The organism is Dendronalium phyllosphericum CENA369, from assembly GCF_016056275.1.
In the GTDB taxonomy this organism is placed as follows: domain Bacteria; phylum Cyanobacteriota; class Cyanobacteriia; order Cyanobacteriales; family Nostocaceae; genus Dendronalium; species Dendronalium phyllosphericum.
This window is the reverse complement of record NZ_JAECZA010000227.1, coordinates 22,293-47,618: the sequence shown is the minus strand read 5'-3', so window position 1 is coordinate 47,618 and position 25,326 is coordinate 22,293. Positions and strand designations below refer to the sequence as shown.

The following is a 25,326-nucleotide window of genomic DNA, read 5'->3' as shown; positions in this document are numbered from 1 at the left end:
AGTATTTAACTTCTTAATTTCTCTTTTATAGTTTGCACTTATATCGATGGCTCAAATAAATCTTAATGCATTGTTATTAGTTAAATAGCCAGCAATAGAGACATGTAATCTTGATTGATAAGAAGTTAACTAAATTATCAAAACTTTGGAAAATGGAGAATTTAAACATCAGAAAATGGCATTTTTTGCGATTTTTTTAATAGCGATCGCCTAAAGATTAACCCTGACTCAGTTCAAGTGGGAAAACACAACGACTCTGTTTGATTTGTCACGAAACTCCTCAAGAATTGATAGGAGAATGGAAATATGATGATTTAGCTGCTCAACCCAATGACCAAGCCCGCTGGGATCTAGCGGCAGAGTACTTATACCGATATAATGTGCTACTGGAGGCTTATCATTATGTCCTAACCTATGTAACTACGGCGATAAAAATATATCCAATCGCTGTAGAACGAGGGAGGAAAAAGACAATTTTTCCTAGTCCTAATTCCAAAAAGATGTTCAGCTTACTTAGAGAATATGTCAACCCAAGTTTCTTTTCTTCAACCCATATGGAATGCTTCTTCAGCTTTGAAGAAATTTTGGGATAATGTAGGAGCGATCGCCGGCCCTTACTGGTATCCCACAGACTCAAAGGATAGAGCATTTTCAGATATAATTCGTGCATGGGCAATGCTTTTTCTCCTGGTCTTATTAATAATTTTACTTGTGGGCGTAACTGCCTTTAATAGCTTTGTTAGTCGCTATTTAGTTGATGTTATCATCGGAGAAAAAGATTTTTCTAAGTTTGTTAATACATTATTAGTTTACGGTGCTGCCCTTGTTGTAGTGACACTTTTAGTAGGATTTTCTAAATTTGTTAGAAAACAAATTGCTCTTGATTGGTATCAATGGCTAAATAATCACATTTTAGAAAAATATTTGAGCAATCGTGCTTATTATAAAATCAATTTTCAATCCAATGTTGATAACCCAGATCAACGTCTATCCCAAGAAATCGAACCCATTGCCAGGAATGCTTTGAGTTTTTCAGCTACTTACTTAGAAAAAGTGCTGGAAATGATAACTTTTTTAATAATTCTTTGGTCTATTTCACAATTTATTGCAGTTGTTTTGGTTATTTATACTATTGTAGGCAATTTGATTGCTATTTACTTGGCTCAAGAATTAAATAAGATTAATCAAGAAGAACTCGAACATGAAGCAGACTACACCTATAGCCTAACTCATGTTCGCAATCATGCTGAATCGATAGCTTTCTTTCAAGGAGAAAATCAAGAAGCAAATATCATTCGTCGGAGATTTAATAATATTATTAAAAGTACTAAACGTAAGATTAATTGGGAGAGAAGTCAGGATATTTTTAATCGAGCCTATCAAGCTGCTATCCAAATATTTCCATTTATAGCACTTGGGCCTTTACATATTAGAGGTGAAATTGATTTTGGAGAAGTTGGTCAAGCCAGTTTAGCTTGTAATCTGTTTGCCAATGCTATGGCAGAATTAATTAGAGAATTTGCGACTTCGGGACGATTTTCTAGTTACGTCGATCGGTTAGCTGAGTTATCAAATGCCTTAGAAACTGTTACCAAACAACCAGAAAATGTTAGTACTATTAAAGCAGTAGAAGAAAACCATTTGGCTTTTGTGAATGTTACCTTACAAACGCCGAATTACGAACAGACAATCGTCGAAGACTTGTCAGTGTCGGTTCAACCAGGAGAAGGTTTATTGATTGTAGGCCCTAGTGGTCGAGGTAAAAGTTCACTGTTAAGAGCGATCGCTGGTTTGTGGAATGCGGGAACTGGTCGCTTGGTGCGACCTCCTCTAGAAGATATCTTATTTTTACCCCAACGCCCATATATAATTTTAGGGACTTTGCGCGAACAGTTACTCTATCCCCAAACAAATCGTCAAATGAACGACGTAGAAATCAAAGAAGTTTTGCAACAAGTTAACCTACAAAACTTGCTTAGTCGTGTCGATAATTTTGATACAGAGGTTCCTTGGGAGAATATTTTATCGCTGGGAGAACAACAGCGCCTTGCTTTTGCACGACTGTTAGTTACTCGTCCAAGTTTTACTATTTTAGATGAAGCAACTAGTGCTTTAGATTTAAAAAATGAAGGCAATTTATATCAACAACTACAAGAAAACAAAACAACGTTTATCAGTGTAGGACATCGAGAAAGTCTGTTTAATTATCATCAATGGGTTCTAGAACTTTCACAAGATTCAAGTTGGCAACTTGTGACCATTGAGGATTATCGACTCCAAAAAGCGAAAGAATTTGCGATAAATTCTCCTGAAAATACTGAAACTAAAATCGATATTTCACCTAATAAAGAATCCCCAAGTCAATCAGAAATAGCCTCAATTTCAGGTCTTTCTCATAAGGAAATGCAGGCATTAACAAACTCTCCCATTAATACTGTTAGAAGTAAAGCTAGCCTTGGTAAATCCATCACTACTAAGGATGGTGTTACCTACCGCTATAATAAAGATCCAAAGGTATTGAAATGGGTGAAAGTTTAGCATCTCATATTTTTTATCATCAGTGTCATGCTTACTAAACAGCAAAGACGACTTATTACTTACAAAAAAATTTCAATTTATGAACAAATTTATAAATTACCTATTGTCAAAAATATCAGATTAAAAAAGATTCAAAGAAAAATTAAAGAACGTCGAAGATTAATTAAAGAAGGCGTTCAATATCATCATATTTTTGGAAAAATAATTAAATGGAAAGAAGAGATTAGTCAAAGAGAAATTTTTGTAGAGTTTCAATTATTAGTTAGAGAATACACTCTGTTAGTTGATTTTTTAGAAAATTATAATACTAGTTACCAACATTTTTTGTTGAGGCTGACAGATGACTTAAAACAAATGTTTGTGCAAAAATATGTGGAAATAAAAAATTTGGATAAGGAAAGAAAAAAATTAGAAATAAAAAATTATAATAACCAGAAAATACTAGATAAATTAAAATGGGAAAAACAAGAAAACTATAAATCAATTTTACTATTGAGCAATGCCTCTTTTTTGATGTTAGAAAAAATCAAATTACTTAGTGAAGGTCTGAAAACACTGTCAGAAGATACCAAAACTCAAAAACAAATTATCCAGCAAGTAGTTAAAGAATTAGAAATATATCAAGAAATTTATGAATATCAAAAAAAAGCTCAAAAGCTTCGTCAAGAAATAGTAGAAATAGCTAAAACAGCCATTAATTTTGAAAATTATCTACAAGATTACTTTAGTCCATTTCAATCTTTAATAGATAAAGTAGGAGAAGTAGATGAGGATTTTTACGCAACTGTGGGAGATATTAAAAATTTGGCAGAAAATATTTTAAACTCTCAGTCTAATTTATTAGTTCCCAAAAACGTAGAAGCTATTTCTGAAACTTTTCTTGATTTTATGGTGACAAGCTATGAAAAAAAAGAAAGATTAAAGGATGCTTTTATTCAATCTACATTATTAGATTGGCAAATCCATAATTTTGAGGCTGACGAGCGAGTATTTTTAGATCGATCGATTGACTCAATATCTAATTATATATCAGAGCAATTTGCTGACCGAAGGCTAGGGATAGCTAAAGCCAATTTTATCTCTATAACGCCTCTATTTGCTGTTGCAGAAACGAGTTTGATGAGATTGGACAAAACCACATCTCCACAAAAATTTCAACATAATAAAATCGACTATACCCAACTACAGGATTTGCTCGCACAGCACAAGTGGAAAGAAGCTGATATTGAAACCACTAAATTAATGCTACAAGTTATAGGGAAGAGTTATTGGAATGAAGTTTATCAAAAAGATATTAATAACTTTTCTTGTGAAGCTTTGTACGCCATCGATCGCCTTTGGCGAGAATCCAGTCATGATTATTTTGGCTTTAGCATTCAGCAAAATATCTGGAGCGAAATGGGCGATAGAGTAGATTATGAAGCAGAAAAGAGATTCGGCGATCGCCTTGGTTGGCGAAAAGATGGAAACTGGTTAGACTACGATCGACTAACTTTTGAATTGTCCGCTACAACACCCATAGGACACCTACCAGTCCAATGGTTACACTACGACCAAGATATGTTTGATTTATCTTCATCATCTGCGGAACACCTTTCAATGGGAGCTTGGCGGGTAGGGTCTTGGTTAGTTTGGCAAATGCACTTATTCTTTTCTCGTGTAAAAACTTGTAACGAAACTTTCCTCTGCGGCGATCGCACATCTGTTAATAATAGGGAAAATTAGAGCCAAAGCTAATTTGAGAATAGATATAGCAATCGATTTAATTTTCGATCGCTCGTAAAGTCAGAAAACGGGGAACAGCGAATAAAAATCTACCTAGCTTCGCAAAAATTACATAGGAGTCTTATATGAGTAGTAGTAATTTATCTGATATAGATATAGAAATTTTACTTTTTGGCAAATGGCGTTTTGATAGGTCTTGGGAAAAAATTACTATTTTCTTTAAAGATGATATGACCTACGAACAAACAAAAATCCAAACATTCCTGTTCTCGAAACCTAGGGAAGTTCTGACAGGTAATAAATTTACTGGCGTATGGTACGTAAGTGACAAAACATTGTATTTAAAACTTAAAACAATGCCAAAATCACTTTTGAATTTAGATATACCATTATTACCTAAAATTTCTATTGCAGATGCGATCGCTACTTTAGGTTCTGTGTTTGCCTCAGAAAAGTATAAAGTCATTGAAATTGATAGTTGTAACTTTCTCATAAAAGATGAAGAACATTTAATGGATGGCAGAAAAATCAAAACTTATTCAGTACCTAATAAATATCCGTTATAAATTACAATGCCTTATATCGCTGATTATTAATATCCGTAATTCCTGAATAAAAACAAAAGAATGCAAGCCCCACGGATTCATCCGTGGGGGTATTCAATTTTAAATTTTAAATTTTGAATTACCCTGAAAGGTTGACTGCACTACCTCCTTAATTCTGCTGTGTCTCTCAACTCTTAATTTGTCCTATTCGGACGTTGAATAATCGTTTCTACAACCCGCCGCTTTGCCTTCGGATCTATCGCTACTAACCGCACATATTCATTGCTATATTCTGCTAGAGATGATTCCAAATTTGATATTGCATCTGACTCTGCATCAATGTGGCTGTTAACACAGCTTTGCCAAGAACCTGTACGGAAACGTCGTTCATCTACATGTTCAATACTAATTTTATAACCTTGAGACAAAATCTGCCGGATCTGTTCTTGTGTCTCTAAGGTGACATGCAAATTTGATGCTTCTTGTTTGTGAGATCCATTGGTTGAAGGCTGACTACTAAGTTTTTCAGCAGGGGGAACAGGGGGAGGTGCAGATTGATAATTTCTGCCTCGATTGAGTCGATTATATTGATCGACTAACTGGGAAGTTTCCACTCGTTTTTGTTCGGCTACCATTAATTTACCAGACTCAATTAAGTGAGATAAACTAAAATTCGGTTTTTTAAATTCTGGTGGCCCTTCTGTGCTGTTCACTACACGCAAGGAAACTCGCTCAAAACCTATTTGATGGATAAACTTACGAATTTGTTCGTCATAAATTCGGGAGCGCAAAGCGCTAAAAAAGTCTACAGACTGATTGGCAAAAGTATCAACTAACTGTTCTATTTCCTGCTGCGAAAGTCCGTCTTCTACAAAAATCCCGTTGACAATTCCTACTTTGTCATCTCGGTTTGGTTCCCAGTAGAATTTTTCCATGCGTCCATCGCGAATTAATGGTGCATAGAGGGTGGAAAAATCATTGCCTGTGACAATAATCGGGACGCGATGTAAAGGCGTAGAATCATAGCTTCCAGGCAACTGCACATCTGTAGGATTATCCGCAATATTCATCAGTGTGGCATTCACCAACTGGGTATTGACTGTATATTGAGTGCCTTCGTCAAAGCGTCCAGCACCCGCGTCTAAATCATTAATCATCAGCACGCACATTTTACCGCGCACTTTGATTAATTCTGCGGTTTCCCGATAGCGCAGACGAATCAAACGTGCTGGATCTCCTGCATCTGGACTTTCTAATTCCCCACCAGATATTAAGGTCACTTCGATACCCATTTTCTCGAAGACTAACTCACATTGGAAAGATTTACCCTCACCTTTTCGTCCGTGAATGCCTAAAATCAAGGGAACTCGCACACCAGGTAGATTTAGAAAGTTTTTAGTGATGTGGACGGCAAGTTTGTCCAAAAAGCGGGGAGCGATGTAATAACCCATGAGCCTGTCTTAATTAATAGTTAGCACTTCTAAAGTTAATGTTAATTTTTTCTGGGGACAGCGATCGCTTATTCCTTGCTTGTGATTCTGGCATTGCATTTTTTGGCGAAAGTAGTATCGTACTACTAAACAATATAGGCTCTAGCTGATATCTTTCTTTGGTTATAGTTTTAAAACACGCTCTCCTATCTTGTTAAACAATTGCCGATAGTTGTTTCACAAAATAAGCGTGGTAGAGTTGGCAACGCGGTAAGATGCGATCGCCCTCAAAGCGAATTAATCCCAAGCTGTCAAGTTTAGAAGTCTCAATCGGATTCAGACAACTACTTTGCTTTGTTATCAAAAGTTCAGTATATGCCCTTGCCATACTGGGGTTTTTTTGCAGTTTTTCCCAGTGTCGCCATAAATGATTGCGGTAAATGCCACCATTAGCCATAGCCTCTTGTACTAATGCTTCTAGAGTCATACCTTGACAGGCTAGATAATATAAACCAATCCGAATCAGTGCTGGATGTCCACCTACAAGAGATATGAGCTGCTGGGCCTGTTTACCAGAATTCCATTTTAGCCCGTGCCGATTGGCTAATTCTTCTACCTGTTCTTGAGTAAACTCGCTCAGACGCAATGGTAATCCAATGTTGAACGGGGATTGGTTGATATCTAAGGAGACACAGACTTCTGTAGAGTAAACCACTACTAGTCTCAGTTTCTGCCAGTTAACATCTTGACGTGCTTCCTCATACCACGAGCGCAACAAAGGAAAAAACTCTTGAGCTATTTGCGGATATTCAAAAAAGCGGCCAACTCGTTCTAATACAATAACTATTGGACGTTTGATTTGCCGCAACAAGTAATTTTTTAAATAGAAACTACAACTTAACTTACTGCCAATTTCCTCATCCCAGTAAGTATCTAGTTGGGGGTCGATACCTAATTCTGTTGCTACTCGCCAGCAAAAACAACGGAAGAAGTGGTCTAAATTGCTAAAGCAGAGTGCATCCATTTGGTCGCAATCTAGTTTTACCGTGTAATACTCCTGTTGCCGAGCAAAAGCTAATAACCGCAGCACTAGAGAACTTTTCCCCATTTCTCTGGGAGCGTTAATCCGAATCACGCAACCAGGTTGAGTTATTTCTCGATAGGCAAGTTTCTCAACAGCAGGACGTTCGATATACAGCGGAGAATCAAGAGGAACAGGACCATCTGGATATGACCAACAATACTCAAAATTCTCATACTGTTCCTCAGCCAAAGAGCCTTTGATTATTGATGGCCAAGAATATATATTTTTTCTGTCCAAAGTTGGCAACAAAGCTTCAGTGGTTTCATCAAAATCCGATTCTCTATCAATGGTGTAATCTTCTGTGGATAATTCCAGGTCAAAGGTGTTAAAGCATAGTTTGAGCGTTCGCTGATCCACACTTGCATTCAAAGACCATAGCCGACTCAAGGTTTTTGTACATACCTTCACACGAGTGCTTAATTCTTCCAATGTGAAGCGATCGCCATTGTTCTGAATTACCTCCACCGCTCGGATTGCTGCTTGTAAACGCTTTACACCAGCAGATGTCAACAAAACTCCCCGTTTTCGTCTGATTTTAGGTGATTTCATATCGCTAACTATATAATGTACGCTGAGAAAAGCTTTTTCTTTCCATTTTTGCAGCTATCCTTGTAGCTAAGGATGACTAAAATATGGAACATTATTGTTGTCTGATGTCAATTCAGCCAGCTAATACTTTTTCATAGTGCTGAAATTATTTTTCAATAGCGTATTTTTGAAACCTACATTTTAAGATACATGTATTTGATTGATCGAGCAAGGCTTTATCAGTAAAGTTACGTATTTTTTTTATAATTACAGTTACTTTTCCTACTTTTCTTACTTTTCCTACTTTTCTTACTTTTCCTACTTTCGTGGTAGTCAGGCTGGTAGCAATACTTTTCGGATACCCACTATTTACTTCTGATGTGAATGCCACTAAGTTAAGCGCAAACCCTTGATATGGTTGGCTTGGAGGGTGTGGGGTGTAGGGTGTAGGGAATTAAGAAGATGTTGAATTCTTGGGCGCAATCCAAATTCAATTTTCTTAAACACTACACCCGTTGCGCCACCCCCTACACCCTGCCAAAAGCGAAATTTCATCTAAACTTAGTGCTATTCCCCTCTAAATCCTCATACTCATATCTTGCACCTCTACGTACAACCCCAGGTAAAGTAAAAATACACGCAATAAAACTACCTCATTTTTATCGTTTTTTATAGCTAAATCAAGGTTTTTGCTATTTTACTGAGTAACAAAATTCCATCAATTTTTCTTGGTGCAAGAAGTGAGCATAGAGAATCCCCCAATTCCTTGCGCTTGGGCAGACAACATCAGAGGTAAATGGCACTAAGTTTAGATGAAATTCTTACTAGGACTGGGTGTAAGGGCGTACGGGTCTTGCTCAATTCTCACAGCCTTATACCGCTACACCTTTGTCGAAACCCTTGGTTTTTCGCATCACTGCGTAGTCCTAATTCCCTTTACGAATTAGTATCATAATATGTCTCACATACTTGTCGAAGACCTCAAGAAGACTTTTTTTATATCTGAACGCTCCTCTGGGCTTTTCGGTTCAATCCGAGGGCTTGTGCAGCGAAAAACTATAGAAGTTCAGGCGTTGAAAGGAGTTTCGTTCTCGCTGGAGCGGGGAGAATTGGTAGGATACATCGGCCCAAATGGAGCGGGTAAATCGACTACCATTAAGATTTTAAGCGGTATCTTAGTACCTTCGAGTGGAAAATGTATAATCGGCGGACAAACTCCTTGGAAAGATAGAATCCGGCATGTTGGTCGAATTGGAGTAGTGTTTGGTCAAAGAACGCAACTATGGTGGGATCTGCCAGTAATTGAGTCTTTCGATTTGCTACGAGATATTTATCGCGTTCCCCATTCAGAATATCAAAAGACGCGCCAAGAAATGATTGATTTGCTCGACCTTTCCAGCTTTCTCTCTACTCCTGTGAGACAGTTAAGCCTTGGTCAAAGGATGCGATGTGACTTTGCAGCCGCAATGCTGCACAGACCTGAGATTCTATTTCTCGACGAACCTACGATTGGGCTTGATGCAGTTTCAAAGCTTGCGGTCAGAAAATTTATCAAAGCGCTGAATAAAACGCATCAAGTAACTACCATTTTGACAACCCATGATATGGATGATATCGAGGCATTGTGCGATCGCATCATTATTATTGGTGGTGGTGAAATTCTTTGTGATGGAACTCTGGCAAAGCTGCGTTCTCAAGTTTCCTCGCGGCGGTATTTAAGAATCGATTTGGCGAAAGATGATTTTTTGTTTGAGGAAGAAGGAGTCAATATCATCTCTAAAGAAGGTCGCACCGTAACTCTGGCTTTCGATCCCACAAAGCTTTCTGCTGCATCTCTGATTAGCCAAGTTACTGCAAAACACGAAGTAGAGGATCTATTTGTGGAAAATCCACCGATTGAGGAGATAGTTGCCGAACTTTACGCCAATTCTGGAGGGACTTTCAGATGACAGCATATTGGTCGCTGTTTGTTGCTAGATTTGCACTGCTTTTGCAATATCGGACTGCTGCTTTAGCAGGGGTAGCAACTCAACTTTTTTGGGGATTTGTGAAAGTAATGGTTCTTGAAGCATTCTTTACTCATGCAACCTCCGCTCAACCGATGACTCTTCAAGAGGCTGTAGGATATGTATGGCTTGGACAAGCATTTTTGATGGTAATTGTTCCTTGGTCGGGCGATCGAGAAATTCAAGAACTAATACGCTCCGGTGCGGTAGGATACGATCTGCTGCGACCCACTGACCTTTATAATTTTTGGTTTACTCGTGCTTTGGCGCTTCGCACAGCACCTCTGCTCCTACGTGCCGTTCCGCTTCTTAGTGTAGCAATTTTTATTTTACCCCTGTTAGGATTTTCTGAGCGATCGCTTGCTTTTCCACCTTCGTTTGCTTCTCTTATTGCCTTTATTGTTTCCTTTATCGGTGCAATTCTACTTTCGTCTGCATTGACTATGCTTTTGACTGTATCAATGATGTGGACAATCTCTGGAGAAGGAATTAATACTATCCTCCCGACTTTTATCATCATCTTCTCTGGAATGATTGTTCCTCTGCCACTTTTTCCGGAATGGATTAAGCCTGTTCTCAATGCACTTCCTTTCTCAGGACTTCTCGATCGACCTTTTCGTCTTTTTAGTGGTAATTTGTTGCCAAATGCGCTATTTAATGTATTGCTGCATCAAACTTTCTGGATAGTTGTCATTATTATCCTTGGGCGTGTTCTTGTGAAACGTGGCATCAGAAAGCTGGTAATTCAAGGAGGATAAAGGAATAATTCGTAATTCGTAATTCGTAATTTTTAATTTTTAATTTTTAATTACTCAAGGGTTGGCTGTGAATGCTTTTTTGCTTTACTTCCGATATATTTCTGTATCTTTCAGATCGCAAATGCAATATCAAGTGTCCTTCTTACTTCAACTTGTAGGGCATCTTCTAGGAACTGTTGTTGAATTTTTTGGAATCTGGGCGCTTTTTAGTCGTTTTAATAATATTGGTACGTGGACTTTGGCTGAAGTTGCTCTGTTTTATGGAACGATTAATATTTCCTTTGCTTGTGCTGATGCTCTTTGTAGAGGATTTGATTCATTTGCAACTCTCATTAAGAGTGGTAACTTCGACCGTTTACTTCTCCGTCCGCGCACTACAGTACTTCAGCTTCTAGGTACAGAATTTACATTAAAACGAATAGGACGATTTTCTCAGGGAATTGTTGTTATGGGATGGTCGCTTTCAACTCTGCACATTCCTTTTAGTTTTAAAACATTGTGGCTTTTGGCTACTTCATTTATTGGCGGAATTGCACTCTTTGTTGGCATCGTCATTGTGCAAGCAACCCTGACATTTTGGACTATTGAATCTTTAGAGATTATGAACATCCTCACCTATGGAGGAGTCGAAACGGCTCAGTATCCGCTTTCAATTTATAGTAAATGGTTCCAGCGATTTTTTACTTTCTTGATTCCGCTTGGCTGCGTCAGCTATTTTCCTTTGCTTGCAGTACTAGAAAAAGAAGATAATTTTTCAGTGCCTTTGTGGTTTTGTTACGTCTCGCCAATGGCAGGTATTCTTTTTTTGATAGTTACACTTCAGCTTTGGAAAATAGGAGAGCGATACTACTGTTCTACTGGCAGCTAAGTTTTATTAAGTTACTGGTACAGTCTGCTTTATCTTAAAATTATTGATAATTTTATTCATTTTCTGTGAAAACTAAGATAGTAAAGTTCAACACTGCTCATCAAATGTATAAAAGTAGTGAGCGCGTTGAATCAAAATCGAGCATCAGGGTAAAAAAATATGAACAAAGAATCAGATAGCCTTTTGAAAAAACAGAAAGAGTACTTTATGTTACTTGGAGTAACTGTTTATGAAGGTCAAACAATTGAATATAAACTGAAAAACTTAGTAAATTTATCCCTTATCAGCGCGATCGGATATTTAGTGACATTACTAAAGAAGATTTTTTAGCCAGAGAAGAAATTTTAGATAAAAAGACTCTTGGTTATATTTTTAATAATTTTAAGACAAGAGGATTTTTATTAAATGATGACGCAGAGTTTTTAATCAATAAGTTTGTTGAAGAAAGAAACACTGTAATTCATCATCTTTTGAAAGTACCTGGCTTTAAGTTGAATACAGAAGAAGGAATTGATATAGGAATAAAATTTTTAGAACAATATAGAGAAACAATAAAAGATATAAATAGGATTTTTGAGCCAATACTAATTGCTGCATATATAATATGGTCTGAAAATGTTCAAATTATAGATGATGTAGAAAAATATCAAAAAAATTTAGATAATCTGTACTCTCTTTATAATGAATCATTAACAAGAGCAGGTGGTTCTCTGAGCATAGAGTTCTCTAATAATCTTGATGAATATTTTGAGTACATAGTCAAAAGTCATTCTGCTGGTAATGATTTGTCTGCAATGAACTCTCAAAAAGACAAGAGGCAGTTATGGCAAAACACTGAAATAATTCGTGCATTAATTGATATTGGGGCAAATATAGCAAATAAAGACGGATGGATTTCTTTTTCTGTTTGCGAACAACGGTTAAAAACAGAATATCCTGAAATCAAACCTGATAATTATGGCTTTAGCAATATTCTAGAAATAATTAAAACATCTAATTTATTTAAAATTAAAAAAGTTAAGCTAAAAAAACACAACAAATATAAAATTTATTTTCGATTAAATAAAAAAAATTAAAATAAAGAATCATGTTGGATTTGCTGATTCAAAACGGGTTAATTTTTGATGGTTTGGGATCTGCGCCTGTTCGCGGTGATATTGGGATTCAAGATGGACGGATTGTGGCGATCGCTCCCTCGTTATCTATCTCAGCCCGTGAAGTGGTTGATGCTTCTGGGCTTTGGGTTATGCCAGGATTCATCGATATTCACACTCATTACGATTTAGAGTTAGAAATTGCACCGGGATTGAGCGAATCAGTGCGTCATGGTGTTACCAGCGTTGTCATTGGTAATTGTAGTTTGTCGATTGCGATCGGCGAACCGCAAATGCTGGCAGATATTTTTCAGCGGGTAGAAACGCTTTCTCATCGCTTAATTGAGAAATGGCTGCAACAGTCATTTTCTTGGCAGACACCAGCAGAATATTTACAGCATTTGCAACAGTTACCGCTTGGCCCTAATGTTGCGCCTTTGTTTGGGCATAGTGCTTTACGCGCTTCTGTTATGGGGTTGGAACGCAGTTTAACAGTTCAACCAAGCAAATTCGAGTTAAAAATCATGCAGCAAATTACGGCAGATGCTTTAGATGCTGGATTTGTTGGCGTTTCCATTGATATGTTTCCCTGGCATCGCATGAGTGGAGCATGGCGGGGCTGTACAATACCTTCGCAACATGCAAAATTTAAAGAATATGCGATGTTAGCCAAACTCTGCCGACGAAGCGATCGCGCCTTTCAAGTCACTCCCAATTTACAAAAGCTGGCTTCGTTTGTAGACATTCTGCGTATGGGGTTAGGCATTGGACAAAAACCCTTACGGCTAACTGTTCTCTCAGCTTTAGATGCCGTACACGATCGCAAATTGTGGCGAATCTTTTCCCCCATCCTCAACTTTTGGAACCGAATTCTCGGTGGTAATGTACGCTTTCAAACCCTTACCGAACCCTTCACAATTTACTCTGATGGCCCTGTGACTCCCTTATTTGAAGAATTCTCAACAGGGGCACAACTTAACGGCTGTGAGTCACGACAGGAACGAGAAAGATTGTGGAAGTCTGAAGTTTTTCGCCACCAATTTCGTCAGGAATGGCTTAATAAAAGGCGCAAATCATTCCATCGTCAGTTAGATTTGATCGAAGTTGTTCGCTGTCCTGAAACGAGTTGGCAAGGCTTGAGTTTTGCGGAAATTGCCCATCAAAAGCATCAGGAACCAGTGGATTTGTTTATTCAAGCGTTGCAGCACTACGATACTGACTTGCGCTGGGTAGCTACAGGAGCGAACGATCGCTTAAAACCCCGTTTGGCTATGATGCAGCATCCTTATATTTTCCCTGGTTTTACTGATGCTGGCGCTCATGTACGTAACCTTGGCTACTATGATGGAGCTTTATCTTTGCTCAAACAAGCAGTTGCAACGAAGTTTCTTTTACCGGAAGCTGCGATTTCTCGCGTTACAGGAGAACCCGCCCGTTGGTTTCGTCTCGATACAGGAGTTATGAAAGTTGGTGCTAAAGCGGATATAGTTTTACTCGATCCCAATGCTTTAAATCAGCCAATCAGCCCGCAAGTAGAAATATTAGATCCAGTTCTGGATGGCGAACCTCGGATGGTGAAGCGCGGTTCGGATGAAATTGTGCAAGCAGTTTATATTAATGGAGTTCGGGTTGTTAGTAAAGGTAAAGTGAGCGATCGCTTGGGGCGCGAAAGATTGGGAAGCGTTTTGTCTCCGTGTTAATGAAAGTATCTCACGCTTCAGACACAGAGGAGCACAGAGAAGTTTTATTAAATTCTATCTAACCACTGTTTTGGATCGCGTTTTGCATGGAAGCAAGCAAGTACAAAAACCGTATCTCGATCGAAAACGTAGAGAATTATGTATGGGAATCGACGGATTAATGCTCTTCTTGCCTGTTTATGGATAACTTCGTAAGCAAGGGGTTTTCTTCCAATTCCCGACAGACAAGCATCGACTGCACGGATAAACTCGGAACCCAAACCTGGATTTTGGGATTCGTACCACTCAAAAGCATCCTGAATATCGTATTCTGCTTCTGGCTGGATAATCAGGTTATAGTTCATCGAGAAAAGCCCAACCGTTTTTTAACCTCTTCCCAACTAGAACCATTTGCAGGGTTTTTCTGGTAATTTTCTAACCGTCGATCTAATTCTTGTTGTTGCACTTCACTCAAGAGAAGCTCTTCTTGCCGTTCTAAGATGCTGTCCCATAAATCTTCAGCAAGTTGGATACGTTCTGCAACGCTGAGTTCAGAGATGTCAACTTTCAAAAGAGGATGGGAACTCATGATTACAGAGTTAGGGTTTAGCTTTTACCTATTTTACAACATTGCGGCTTGAGGTAGTGGGAAGGTGGTTGGCGATCGCTTGGGGCGCGAACGACTGGGAAGCATTTTGTCTCCGTGTTAATGAGGACAGAAAAAGTTTGTATAATGTCCAGACAAGGGCGTAAAAAATTACGTATATTCTGACATAAACTAGTTGAAAAACTTGATATATCTCGATCGAGAAAATGATTCTATGAAAAATTAAATGTAAAAATAGTTAAATTATATACAATAAAATATTATGTGGATACTAATATCTGCGGTTATTCTTATCATCATCATTTATCTGCTGATACGCCTTGTTCAGCAAGGGGGCGGAACGATAGAGCCAACCTCTTCCAAAAAAATTTTTAGTGGATTTGAGACACATGCAATTATTGTGATGGATGATGAGATCAATTCAATGGAAACTGTTGTAAACACCCTAGTAAGGGTTATTGGTATTTCAGAAAAACAATCAGTCAATCTTATGTTTAGAATCCATAAAGAAGGAATTGCGATCGTTTGGACAGGTGCTAGGAATGAAGCAGAACAATATTTACAACATATGAGGGAAGCAGGGCTGCTATGTTTTTTAGCAGAGATTGTATCGAAGAATTTTTGACACAATGTTCTATCCCATTGTCTGTTCCCAATTGATGCTGAACAAAACTCAAGCTCTAATGACAGTTGATAATTTAGAGGATTATATTTAGAGAGTTTATAACTCAACTAACTAAATATAAATTCATCCCCAGATTATGAGTAACATCAATTCTCATCCTCAACAACAACTGAGAAATCGCATTAATAATCAAATCCTGGAGCATCCTTTTACAGATTATTGGGATGTTTTTGTTCTTAAACACCAGCATCCAACTAATATTGCTCTCCATATTATCGGGATATTCTTTTTTTACGGTTTGCTCTTTTCTGTCTGGAAATTGCAAAACTTCTATTTACTCTTAGGTTTACCACTTACTCAGGTATTGGGATTAATCGGACATTTATTATTTGAGCGCAGCCATATTGATTTCCAAGATGCTGTATTCTCTTGGCGGGCTTCTTATTGTTTGGGTAAAATGCTATTTAGAGTTTTAAGAGGTAAATATCACAATGATGTTTGCCAACGACAAGATATATTAAATAATTATTCAACAAATTATGCAAATATTCAATAACTGGAATGTAATAGCTAAGGGTTGGTATATTGCCTGTCCAAGTAATGAATTACCTAAAATAAAAGCAAAATCTGTAGAAATATGCGGTCAAAAAATTGCGATCTTTCGCGGAGAAGATGGGCAAGTACGGGCTTTAGATGCTTACTGCCCTCATTTAGGAACAGATTTAGGAATTGGGCAGGTTGATGGTAATTGGATTCGTTGTGCTTTTCATCATTGGGCTTTTGATGAAACAGGAAATTGTCAAAATATTCCCTGTCAATCAGAGATTCCTATGAAAGCGAAAGTACAAGCTTATGCAACCCAAGAAAAATATGGATTTATCTGGATTTATCCTGATGCTGTAGCACCAGAAAGTGTAGCTGGTTTTGATGAATTGCAAGGTAAAGAAATTGTTGTACAACCCGATAGAGCATTTGAAAGAAACTGCCATCATCATATATGTATGATGAATGGCATTGATGCCCAACATTTAAAAACAATTCATCATTTAGATATCAAAATGGATTTGTCCCTACATTGCAGCGAATTAGGAACACAAATTGACTTTACAATGCAGGGTAAGTTTCCCCAAACAACCTTTCGAGAACGGTTAGGTCAAAGATTTCTTGGTTCGACTTATGAGTATTCCATGCGGTATGCTCATGGTTGTATTGGCTTGTTAACAATGATGAAAAATGTGCGGCTTTTTCCGCCATTGCACATGATATATGCTTATACTGCGATCGCACCTGGAAAAACGCGCATTCAACCGATTTACGTGACTGAAAAACGTAAAGGAATCGGAGGATATCTGCTCAATAGGTTTTTACTATTCTGTACTCGATTGGCTTACTATATGCTCAGAGATGAAGATGGCAAGATTTATGACAATATTCGCTTTAATCCGAAGTTGCTCTTGAGTATCGATCGGCCATTGGCTCAATATATAGAGTACGTGAACCAGCTAGAACCGTCTCGATGGTCAAAAAAAGAAGTGTAAGGGTGCGGAGTCTAGCGAGTCTTTCTTGTTTTTCTCATCTCCCTAGTCCCAGATTCGAGACAAGAGGTATCAAAAACAGCAGAGAGAAAAAACTATGCCAGATTCATCCTTATTTATTCCAGTTATCCTTGGCACTCCGCGTCAAGGTCGCCAGAGCGAAAACGTTGCTAAATTTATCGTCGAGCAAGTTGCAGCACGCGATCGCCTAGAAACCGAACTAATCGATATTAGAAATATTGCGATCGCTACAGATGATGCAGGCGAATCGCTCAAAGATCCTCAGTTCTCTGCAACTATGGAACGAGCAGATGGATTAATTATTGTTGTACCAGAGTATAACCACGGTTATCCAGGTATGCTCAAACATATACTTGACACCTGCCTCAAAGAATATATTCATAAAGCTGTGGGACTGTGCGGCGTTTCAGCTGGTTCTTTTGGTGGCACAAGGGTTATCCAAAACCTCTTACCTGTAATGCGGGAGTTAGGGTTAGTAACCATTTTCTATGACCTTAACTTTAGCAACGTTAAGCAATTATTTGATGAATCGGGCAATTTAATTGACAAACCAACCTACATTCGCCGCATGGAAAGGTTTATGGATGAGTTAGTTTGGATGTCAACTGTCCTAAAATATGGACGGCGAGAAGTCAGCCTAGAAAATAAAGTATAGTGTCCGAGTTAACATCCATACTAATAAAATCCAGCCCAGAAATAGCTGCTCTGATAGTTGCAAATGTAATGGACTGCGTTATGAAAGTTAGTAAGAATGCTCAGACTGGTGGAGTAGAAACTACAGTAATTACTTTATCCAAAATACAGCTAAAAATTATCGGAAGTGGCTTTGCGTAATTAATTTCCACTATTCAAGTAAGTGAGAAAATTACTATGACAGTCAATCAACAAGGACTATTTCACCAACCGGGACAAGGTTCTTCCTATTGGGTACTTGGGGATTTGTATACTTTTAAAGCTGTAGGCGAAGATACTAGTCAAGCTTATGCCCTAGTGGAGATTACCGTTCAACCACAAAGCGGTACACCTCCCCACATTCATAGTCACGAAGACGAAGCTTTTTATATTCAAGAGGGAGAATTTGAATTTCAGCTGGACGAGCAAATAATTTTAGCTAATCCTGGAACCTTTCTCCATTCTCCTAAAGGACAACTCCATAGATTTACAAACATCGGTTTAGAGCCAGCAAAATTGCTCTGCTGGGTCACTCCCGCAGGCTTAGAAAAGTTTTTTATCGAAGTAGGTGTGCCAGTCTCAGAGAGAATGTCATCACCTGCTGTCAGTCCCGCAGACATCGAAAAGATTATGGTTGCTGCTCCAAGGTACGGTTTAGAGATTATTCCTCCACCTGCTGAAAATTTACAGGTATAATCTCGTCTGACAAGATTGGAAGCGATCGCATCCAAAATTCTCCAAGCTTGGGTTTGCAGTTCGGAGTTGTTCGTTATATTGTTCTTTTATTAACTATCAATGCCACTCTCAGCACACAATAGGATTCATAACTGATAATCCAAATATCGATCGCCAGAAAGAGTGTTGACTTATGTGTATTGAATTTGGGCGGGAAATTTGTGGTAATCTCGACACAGCAGAGTCACGAGAATGGTTAGTTACTAACGGTATCGGCGGTTACGCTTCTGGAACCGTGGCAGGTTTGTTGACCCGCCGCTATCACGGCTTACTAGTAGCGGCATTGCGACCGCCTCTAGGTCGTACCTTACTGCTGGCAAAACTCGATGAAACAGTCTCTTATGGCGATCGCTCTTATTCGCTACACACCAATCGCTGGGCAGATGGTATTGTTAGTCCTCATGGTTATAAACATATCGAACGTTTTTCTTTGGAAGGTACAGTTCCTCTATGGGATTTTGCGATCGCTGATGCCTTGTTAGAAAAACGAGTATGGATGCAGCAAGGAGCTAATACAACCTATGTCCAATATACGCTGCGTCGTGCGACTCAACCGCTGAAGTTGAAGCTGAAAGCAATGGTCAACTACCGCGATTATCACGGAGACACCCATAATAATGGTTGGCAAATGACCGTTGAGCCAGCTACCCAAGGGATTTGCGTCACTGCTTATCCCGACGCTGTACCACTATATTTAGTCACAGATTGCGGCAGTAAATCTATTGTCCACAGTTGGTACTATAACTTTGACCTCGCAGTTGAACGCTATCGCGGATTGAGTGACAAAGAAGACCACCTCCATGCTGCTACCTTTGAAGTTATGCTCGATCCTGGGGAAGCGTTGACGTTTGTTGCCAGTACCGATAAGCAACCACACTTGAATGGTGAAGCAGCACTCAAACAGCGTCGCGTTTTCGAGCAGAAGTTAATCGAACTCTGGAAATCTCACCAATCCTTCACCGCTTCCGATTCTCCTAGTTGGGTCAATCGTCTAGTTTTGGCGGCTGACCAGTTTATCGTTAACCGCTCCGTACCAGAAGACCCTAATGGTAAAACTATTATCGCTGGTTATCACTGGTTTAGTGACTGGGGACGCGATACAATGATTAGCCTACCCGGTTTAACCCTTACCACTGGTCGTCCAGAAGTAGCACGCTCGATTCTTCGTACTTTTGCCAGGCATGTAGACCGGGGAATGTTGCCCAATCGTTTCCCTGATGCAGGTGAGACACCAGAATACAATACAGTCGATGCAACTCTCTGGTATTTTGAAGCGATTCGTGCTTACTACAACGCCACCGAGGATAATGATTTGCTGGTGGAACTATTCCCCGTGCTGGCAGATATCATCAACTGGCACTGTCGCGGTACGCGCTACAATATTCATCTCGATGCCACTGATGGTTTACTTTATGCTGGGGAAACGGGCGTGCAACTCACTTGGATGGATGCCAAGGTAGGAGATTGGGTAGTAACACCTCGCATTGGCAAGCCCGTGGAAGTTAATGCTCTGTGGTATAATGCTCTGCGGACAATGGCAAAGTTTGCTCGTCAGCTTAGTAAACCACATCAAGAGTATGAGGCGATCGCTGACCGCGCCCAAGTAAAATTTTCTCGTTTTTGGAATCAACAAACAGGCTACTGCTACGACGCGATCGACACTCCTGATGGGGACGAGCCATCGTTGCGTCCCAATCAAATCTTTGCTGTGTCATTACCCGAAAGTCCACTCACCTCAGCCCAACAAAAAGCAGTGGTAGATGTTTGCGGGCAGATGTTACTAACTTCCTATGGATTGCGATCGCTGACTCCCGAACATCCCCAGTATCATGAAAAATACGGTGGCGATCGCTATCAACGCGATGGAGCTTATCATCAGGGTACGGTTTGGGGTTGGTTATTGGGGCCGTTTATTCTAGCGCACTTGCGCGTCTACAAAAATCCTAAGCAGGCGCGTCATTTTCTCCAACCGATGGCTAATCATCTGACAGCACATGGTCTTGGCAGCCTGAGCGAAATTTTTGATGGTGATGCCCCGATGACTCCACGGGGATGTATTGCCCAAGCGTGGACAGTGGCAGAGGTTTTGCGTGCTTGGCAAATGACACAAAGTTGAGATATTCGAGTTCGATGTTTCCACCACTGATGCAGTCAAGATTTACAAGCGTGCCATTCGGACATAACCCTCTGCTAAAGGACGTAGTTATTAGAAATTCCGAATAATTTTTAGGTGCTACTGAAGGAGCTTTCAAACTTCTAACTATTCCTTGTAAGATAACCGCACAATTAAAGCGAGTTATCTTTATGCAGAATAACGCATCACAAAAGCCTACAATTGACTACTGGCATGTCTGGACAGATCGTGATGGTATAAGTCATCAGTCCCGTTGCCAAATTGAAGACTTTATCCAGAAAGGCATAGCCCCTGATACTTCGCCTCAGTGGCTTTCTCAATTGAAACAGTCTGGTGCTACCATCACTTTTACTGTACTACCCGTCGGATGGATTGGAAACTGGCATGAGAACCCAAAACCACAGTGGGTGATTCCTCTGTCTGGACGCTGGTTTGTAGAGACTATGGACGGGCAGCGAGTAGAAATGGGGCCTGGTGAAATTTCATTCGGAGAAGACCAGGGCACGAAAGCAGACGCGCAAGGTCATAAAGGTCACTTATCTGGAACAGTCGGCGATGTGCCAGCTGTTCTGATAATGGTGCAATTTGAAGAAACTCCGACGATGGAGCAACCTTGTCGCTTTAAATAATATAGCTGGGGGTCTTTGTTTTGCAGAATGCAGTCTGAAAAATGCATCATTTTAGCTGTGTCAGTCCACTACAATTTAAGGTTGACTTTATAAATCACCTCTAAGCGATCGCAATCAAAGTGAAAATTTTATGGTCAAAGCATTAAGAGTTAGCGGGCTACTGCTTGCCGTCATGGGATTAACATGGTCATTTAGCGCCAGAGCAAGTTTAAACGGCAACCTCAGCGTGGAAATTGATGGATTAAAAAACAAACAAGGACAAGTCTGCGTCAGTGTATTTGCTAGCAGCCAAGGATTTCCTAGTAACCGCGATCGCGTCATTCAAAGACAGTGTACTAAGATTACCGAAACTCCGATGAAAATTAACTTTAATAACTTGAAAGCAGGTAATTACGCCGTCGCCGTCTTCCACGATCGAAATAACGATCTCACCCTCAATCGTAACGATCTAGGTATGCCCATCGAAGGCTTTGGATTTTCCAGAAACCCAGAAGTTCGCACCAGCGCCCCCAAGTTTGGTGATGCAGCTTTTTTAATAGCAGGCCCAAACACTAATATCCAAATCAAGTTGAAATATTTATAAAGCGCTGAGTTAGGAGTAGAGACGCGATTATACTCTTACGAGAAGCCCTCCGGGTTCGAGAGTGACGCTCCTTCTCCCAAGGGGAGACGCTTACGCGAACGTCGAAGATCGCTCTTGCTAACGCAATCGACGGGAACCAAGGGCTAGCAGTGTCTCCCCAAGACCGCACTTCTCTTTGCACGCAACTTCTCTTTGCGTCTTTCTAAAGCAAAGGATTGTGCAACTTCAAGGCAGATTAGCTTACTGGGAAGCACCTCAAAATTTGCTGTGGGTCAGAGCAGAATTCCACATCTTCAACATAAATTGAAGGTGCTGTTCGGAGTGCAGCAGCAAATGAGGGATCTTCTTGCGCTAACCATTCTGGTTCTAATTTCCAGTTAGCTCCTCGCACATCTGGAATATCTTCATTTCGCCGCCAACAATAGCCAACTTGCCCCAATTTAGTTTGAGGATTTCTGATGTAGAGAAAACAGCGATTGGCTCGCTGTGTGCTTCTAAAATATCTCGTATATCTTTATGCAAAAATAAATTAGTCATCGGTAGGCAGGTTGTTTTATTTGATATTCTCTCAATGCTCTGTAATTGAAAACATCATCCTACTGATACAGAAGTTTGTTTAATATATAAGAAATTTTCCAAAATATAAGTTTTATTAAGTTAAACTGGGTCAGCTTAGAGGTTGTTTTAAAAGCCTAATTTATTATTTGCTTTGGCGACTATAAGTCACGGTTCATCTTGCATACAAACAAAAACCACCTACCCTTCAAGAACGTCAAGGGCGGTACGTGGGTTAAAAACCTTGATTTTTCATTAGTCCACGTAGGCTGATTTTGCCTATGTAGTAATGAATTATATTCGCTCAAAACTTGACACCTTAATATCCGATCCAAAAGGCACTACCTGAAATAAACCTCAGTAATTTTTCAGAAGTCATCGATAGCTGTTTTTTGTAAAAATTAAAGTCTCCATCCCTCAGTAATTTTTTAGAGCATTTTTTGAAAAGCATTAAGCCAAACTGGTTTTCAGAGAAAATATATTAAATTTAAATATATTTATATATTTTGAAATACAGTCATGTTTGATTTTTACTAGTTTGAATTAATGAAAATAACAGCATATTTATGAAATTAATCATAAAAGTTAATAATGAATAAGTTTCATGGCATTAAAAATAAAGCTTTCCCATTACAGCTTGTTCTCGTGATTCCGTTTGTTATCCAAACATTTGGAGCCGTGGGTTTGGTTGGTTATCTTTCATTTAAAAATGGACAAAAAGCTGTTAACCAACTAGCAGATCGGTTGATGGATCGAACAAGCGCTATGGTGGATCAATATCTGCATTCTTATTTATCTATTCCTCACAAGGTAAATCAGATGAATGCTGATGCCATTGAAATGGGTTTATTGAATGTGCGCGATCGCAAAACCGCCAGCAAATATTTCTGGAAACAGATGCATACTTATGATTTGTCTTATGTCGGTTTTGGACTGACCACAGGTGAAGGGGTAGGAGCCGCCCGTTACGATGAGAAAAATATCACGATTGATGATTGGGGGCCTAAGCCGCCAAAAAATTGGTACAGCTATGTTACAAATAACCAAGGCGATCGCACCAGCATTCTTAATATTCTTGATTGGAACAACTTCAACGAATCTTGGTACACCGAACCAGTGAAAGCAGGTAGACCCATTTGGTCAAGGATTTTTACTATCAATTACCCCAATCATCCATACATCGCTGCTTCCGCCGGTCGCCCTATTTATGACTCGCAAAAGCGATTGCTGGGAATGGTCGGCGTAGATATCCATCTATTGAAACTTAGCGAATTTTTACGGCATTTGGATGTCAGCCGCACAGGACAGGTTTTTATTTTGGAGCGCAATGGTAAGCTGATTGCTAACTCTAGCACTCAGCAACCTTTTACAATAGTTAAAGACGAAGTTCAGCGATTGAAAGCTACAAATAGTCCAGATCCAGTCATTAAAAGTATTGCCCAACAGCTAGAGCAAAAATTCAATGGGTTCCAATCTATTACTGAATCCATAAAGCTGCAATTGAAATCGCAAAAAGAGCAAAATTTTGTGTACGTCACTCCTTGGCGCGACCAATATGGACTGGATTGGCTAGTAGTAGTAAGTGTGCCAGAACGCATTTTTATGGCACAAATTAATGCCAACACTAAAACTACCATTTTACTCTGTCTAGGAGCATTGACTGTAGCAACTTTAATGGGTTATCTGACCTCTCATTTGATTACACAGCCAATTGTGCGGTTAAACCGAGCAAGTCAAGCAATGGCAGCCGGTAACTTAAACCAAGTAGTTGATGTGAGTAAGATTCAAGAACTCAACACACTCGCTCACTCTTTTAATAATATGGCAGGGCAATTGCGCGAATTGTTTAGCGCCCTAGAAAATAGTAAGGCGAAACTAGAAGACCGAGTGGAAGAACGCACAGCCGAACTCAAAACCACATTAAGTGAGTTGCAGCGTACTCAAGCACAAGTAGTCCAGAGTGAAAAAATGTCTAGTCTCGGTCAACTGGTAGCTGGGGTGGCACATGAAATCAACAACCCAGTGAACTTTATTCACGGCAACATTAATCATCTGAACGAATACACTCACGATTTGCTGAGGATAATTTATCTTTATCAACAACGCCATTCTAGTTACGATCCAGAAATTCAAGCACTTGCTGAAGAAATCGATTTAGAATTTCTCATTGAGGATTTACAGAAAATGCTGTCTTCAATGAAAATGGGGACTGAGCGGATTCGCAACATTGTGTTATCACTACGGAACTTTTCGCGCATGGATGAAGCTGAATTTAAAGTAGTTGATATTCATGAAGGAATTGAAAGTACGCTCTTGATTTTGCAACATCGTTTCAAAGAAAAACCGACTCGTCCAGCAATTGAAATAATGCGAGATTATAGCAATTTGCCTCAAATAGAATGCTATGCCGGACAACTCAATCAAGTGTTTATGAATATTCTAGTAAATGCCATAGATGCCTTAGATGAGATGAATTCCCACCATACCAGCGAACAGATAAAAGCAAATTTCAGTCAAATTACTATTCGTACCTTAGTTATTGATTCGCAGTGGGTAGAAATTGCGATCGCAGATAACGCCATGGGAATGCCAGAACAGGTTAAAAACCGAATATTCGATCCTTTCTTTACTACCAAACCGGTGGGCAAAGGTACAGGTATGGGTATGGCCATCAGCTATCAAATTATTGTCGAAAAACATGGCGGCAAACTGGATTGTTTTTCTACCCTCGGTGAAGGAACTGAGTTTATAATTAAACTGCCTATCCGACAACAAATAGTAAAGCAGCCTAATGGTTTAGCTTTATCATCTTTTTAACTTTCCAATGTAAAGAAGCATCCTGCCCGCCCTCAATATGGGACAGGTGATGACAACTATCCCACAAGAATATTTGGGATATTTTGTATTTAGAAGTCCCTAAGTAAACGAAATATATAGATATTTAAAACCCCTCTCTTTAAATAATAAAAAGTCTG

25 protein-coding genes are annotated in these 25,326 nt (G+C 39.3%); 18 read left to right on the top strand and 7 right to left on the bottom strand.

All coding sequences use genetic code 11. The features are described from left to right. Positions 1-522: 522 nt before the first annotated feature. The 3 genes from I8752_RS25235 (at position 523) to I8752_RS25225 (ending at position 4,829) form a co-directional block, all read left to right on the top strand. Positions 523-2,538 carry an ABC transporter ATP-binding protein/permease gene (locus I8752_RS25235; protein ID WP_214434981.1) on the top strand — a complete coding sequence of 672 codons (2,016 nt, stop codon included), beginning with the start codon at positions 523-525 and terminating at the stop codon, positions 2,536-2,538. Positions 2,539-2,565: 27 nt separating this feature from the next. Further along, positions 2,566-4,263 (top strand): GUN4 domain-containing protein, encoded by a 1,698-nt coding sequence (locus I8752_RS25230; RefSeq protein WP_214434980.1) that lies wholly within the window; start codon positions 2,566-2,568, stop codon positions 4,261-4,263. 125 nt (positions 4,264-4,388) lie between these two features. Next, positions 4,389-4,829 carry a hypothetical protein gene (locus tag I8752_RS25225; RefSeq protein WP_214434979.1) on the top strand — a complete coding sequence of 147 codons (441 nt, stop codon included), beginning with the start codon at positions 4,389-4,391 and terminating at the stop codon, positions 4,827-4,829. 173 nt (positions 4,830-5,002) lie between these two features. Here I8752_RS25225 and I8752_RS25220 read toward each other — a convergent pair whose 3' ends face one another. From I8752_RS25220 to I8752_RS25205, 4 genes are all read right to left on the bottom strand, one after another. Continuing rightward, positions 5,003-6,259, bottom strand: coding sequence for a ribulose bisphosphate carboxylase small subunit (locus I8752_RS25220; RefSeq protein WP_214434978.1), 1,257 nt, complete (start codon positions 6,257-6,259; stop codon positions 5,003-5,005). Positions 6,260-6,452: 193 nt separating this feature from the next. Next, the gene (locus tag I8752_RS25215) at positions 6,453-7,871 is read right to left on the bottom strand and encodes an AAA-like domain-containing protein (protein ID WP_214434977.1); all 1,419 of its coding nucleotides are present in this window, start codon (positions 7,869-7,871) and stop codon (positions 6,453-6,455) included. 145 nt (positions 7,872-8,016) lie between these two features. Continuing rightward, positions 8,017-8,241 (bottom strand): hypothetical protein, encoded by a 225-nt coding sequence (locus tag I8752_RS25210; RefSeq protein ID WP_214434976.1) that lies wholly within the window; start codon positions 8,239-8,241, stop codon positions 8,017-8,019. After that, on the bottom strand, positions 8,241-8,405 hold the full coding sequence (locus I8752_RS25205; protein ID WP_214434975.1) for a hypothetical protein: 165 nt from the start codon (positions 8,403-8,405) through the stop codon (positions 8,241-8,243). Before I8752_RS25205 ends, I8752_RS25210 begins: the two co-directional genes overlap by 1 nt. Positions 8,406-8,806: 401 nt before the next feature. On the opposite strand from I8752_RS25205, the gene I8752_RS25200 reads away from it, so the two are divergent. From I8752_RS25200 to I8752_RS25175, 6 genes are all read left to right on the top strand, one after another. After that, positions 8,807-9,799: an ABC transporter ATP-binding protein gene (locus tag I8752_RS25200; RefSeq protein WP_214434974.1), complete on the top strand. Its 993-nt coding sequence runs from the start codon at positions 8,807-8,809 to the stop codon at positions 9,797-9,799. Next, positions 9,796-10,614 carry an ABC transporter permease gene (locus I8752_RS25195; RefSeq protein WP_214434973.1) on the top strand — a complete coding sequence of 273 codons (819 nt, stop codon included), beginning with the start codon at positions 9,796-9,798 and terminating at the stop codon, positions 10,612-10,614. The genes I8752_RS25200 and I8752_RS25195 overlap by 4 nt, the downstream gene beginning before the upstream one ends. A gap of 121 nt (positions 10,615-10,735) precedes the next feature. After that, a complete protein-coding gene (locus I8752_RS25190) occupies positions 10,736-11,482 on the top strand; it encodes an ABC transporter permease (protein ID WP_225895898.1) in 747 nt (248 codons plus the stop codon). A 159-nt stretch (positions 11,483-11,641) separates the two neighbouring features. After that, complete coding sequence (locus I8752_RS25185; protein ID WP_214434971.1) at positions 11,642-11,812, top strand: hypothetical protein; 171 nt, start codon at positions 11,642-11,644, stop codon at positions 11,810-11,812. Between the two features lie 140 nt (positions 11,813-11,952). Beyond that, complete coding sequence (locus I8752_RS25180; RefSeq protein ID WP_214434970.1) at positions 11,953-12,558, top strand: OST-HTH/LOTUS domain-containing protein; 606 nt, start codon at positions 11,953-11,955, stop codon at positions 12,556-12,558. An 11-nt stretch (positions 12,559-12,569) separates the two neighbouring features. Next, positions 12,570-14,276, top strand: a complete 1,707-nt coding sequence (locus I8752_RS25175) for an N-acyl-D-amino-acid deacylase family protein (RefSeq protein ID WP_214434969.1) — start codon at positions 12,570-12,572, stop codon at positions 14,274-14,276. A 47-nt stretch (positions 14,277-14,323) separates the two neighbouring features. Here I8752_RS25175 and I8752_RS25170 read toward each other — a convergent pair whose 3' ends face one another. Together I8752_RS25170 and I8752_RS25165 are read right to left on the bottom strand one after the other, a co-directional pair. Next, a complete protein-coding gene (locus I8752_RS25170) occupies positions 14,324-14,620 on the bottom strand; it encodes a type II toxin-antitoxin system RelE/ParE family toxin (protein WP_214434968.1) in 297 nt (98 codons plus the stop codon). Next, the gene (locus tag I8752_RS25165; protein WP_214434967.1) at positions 14,617-14,844 is read right to left on the bottom strand and encodes an addiction module protein; all 228 of its coding nucleotides are present in this window, start codon (positions 14,842-14,844) and stop codon (positions 14,617-14,619) included. Before I8752_RS25165 ends, I8752_RS25170 begins: the two co-directional genes overlap by 4 nt. Positions 14,845-15,124: 280 nt before the next feature. On the opposite strand from I8752_RS25165, the gene I8752_RS25160 reads away from it, so the two are divergent. The 8 genes from I8752_RS25160 (at position 15,125) to I8752_RS25125 (ending at position 21,796) form a co-directional block, all read left to right on the top strand. Then, positions 15,125-15,487 carry an ATP-dependent Clp protease adaptor ClpS gene (locus tag I8752_RS25160; RefSeq protein WP_214434966.1) on the top strand — a complete coding sequence of 121 codons (363 nt, stop codon included), beginning with the start codon at positions 15,125-15,127 and terminating at the stop codon, positions 15,485-15,487. Positions 15,488-15,623: 136 nt separating this feature from the next. After that, on the top strand, positions 15,624-16,043 hold the full coding sequence (locus I8752_RS25155) for an Mpo1-like protein (protein ID WP_214434965.1): 420 nt from the start codon (positions 15,624-15,626) through the stop codon (positions 16,041-16,043). Then, entirely contained in the window at positions 16,027-17,025 is a 999-nt protein-coding gene (locus I8752_RS25150) for an aromatic ring-hydroxylating oxygenase subunit alpha (RefSeq protein WP_214434964.1), read from the top strand. Before I8752_RS25155 ends, I8752_RS25150 begins: the two co-directional genes overlap by 17 nt. 94 nt (positions 17,026-17,119) lie before the next feature. Beyond that, a complete protein-coding gene (locus I8752_RS25145) occupies positions 17,120-17,698 on the top strand; it encodes an NADPH-dependent FMN reductase (protein ID WP_214434963.1) in 579 nt (192 codons plus the stop codon). Between the two features lie 215 nt (positions 17,699-17,913). Next, positions 17,914-18,411, top strand: coding sequence for a cupin domain-containing protein (locus tag I8752_RS25140; RefSeq protein ID WP_214434962.1), 498 nt, complete (start codon positions 17,914-17,916; stop codon positions 18,409-18,411). A gap of 172 nt (positions 18,412-18,583) precedes the next feature. After that, a complete protein-coding gene (locus I8752_RS25135; protein WP_214434961.1) occupies positions 18,584-20,566 on the top strand; it encodes an amylo-alpha-1,6-glucosidase in 1,983 nt (660 codons plus the stop codon). Positions 20,567-20,754: 188 nt separating this feature from the next. After that, positions 20,755-21,213, top strand: a complete 459-nt coding sequence (locus I8752_RS25130; protein WP_214434960.1) for a cupin domain-containing protein — start codon at positions 20,755-20,757, stop codon at positions 21,211-21,213. A gap of 130 nt (positions 21,214-21,343) precedes the next feature. After that, a complete protein-coding gene (locus tag I8752_RS25125) occupies positions 21,344-21,796 on the top strand; it encodes a DUF2141 domain-containing protein (RefSeq protein ID WP_214434959.1) in 453 nt (150 codons plus the stop codon). Positions 21,797-22,031: 235 nt separating this feature from the next. Here I8752_RS25125 and I8752_RS25120 read toward each other — a convergent pair whose 3' ends face one another. Further along, positions 22,032-22,235: a hypothetical protein gene (locus I8752_RS25120; protein WP_214434958.1), complete on the bottom strand. Its 204-nt coding sequence runs from the start codon at positions 22,233-22,235 to the stop codon at positions 22,032-22,034. 707 nt (positions 22,236-22,942) lie between these two features. Here I8752_RS25120 and I8752_RS25115 point away from each other — a divergent pair. Further along, entirely contained in the window at positions 22,943-25,168 is a 2,226-nt protein-coding gene (locus tag I8752_RS25115) for an ATP-binding protein (RefSeq protein WP_214434957.1), read from the top strand. The last annotated feature ends 158 nt before the right edge of the window (positions 25,169-25,326 follow it).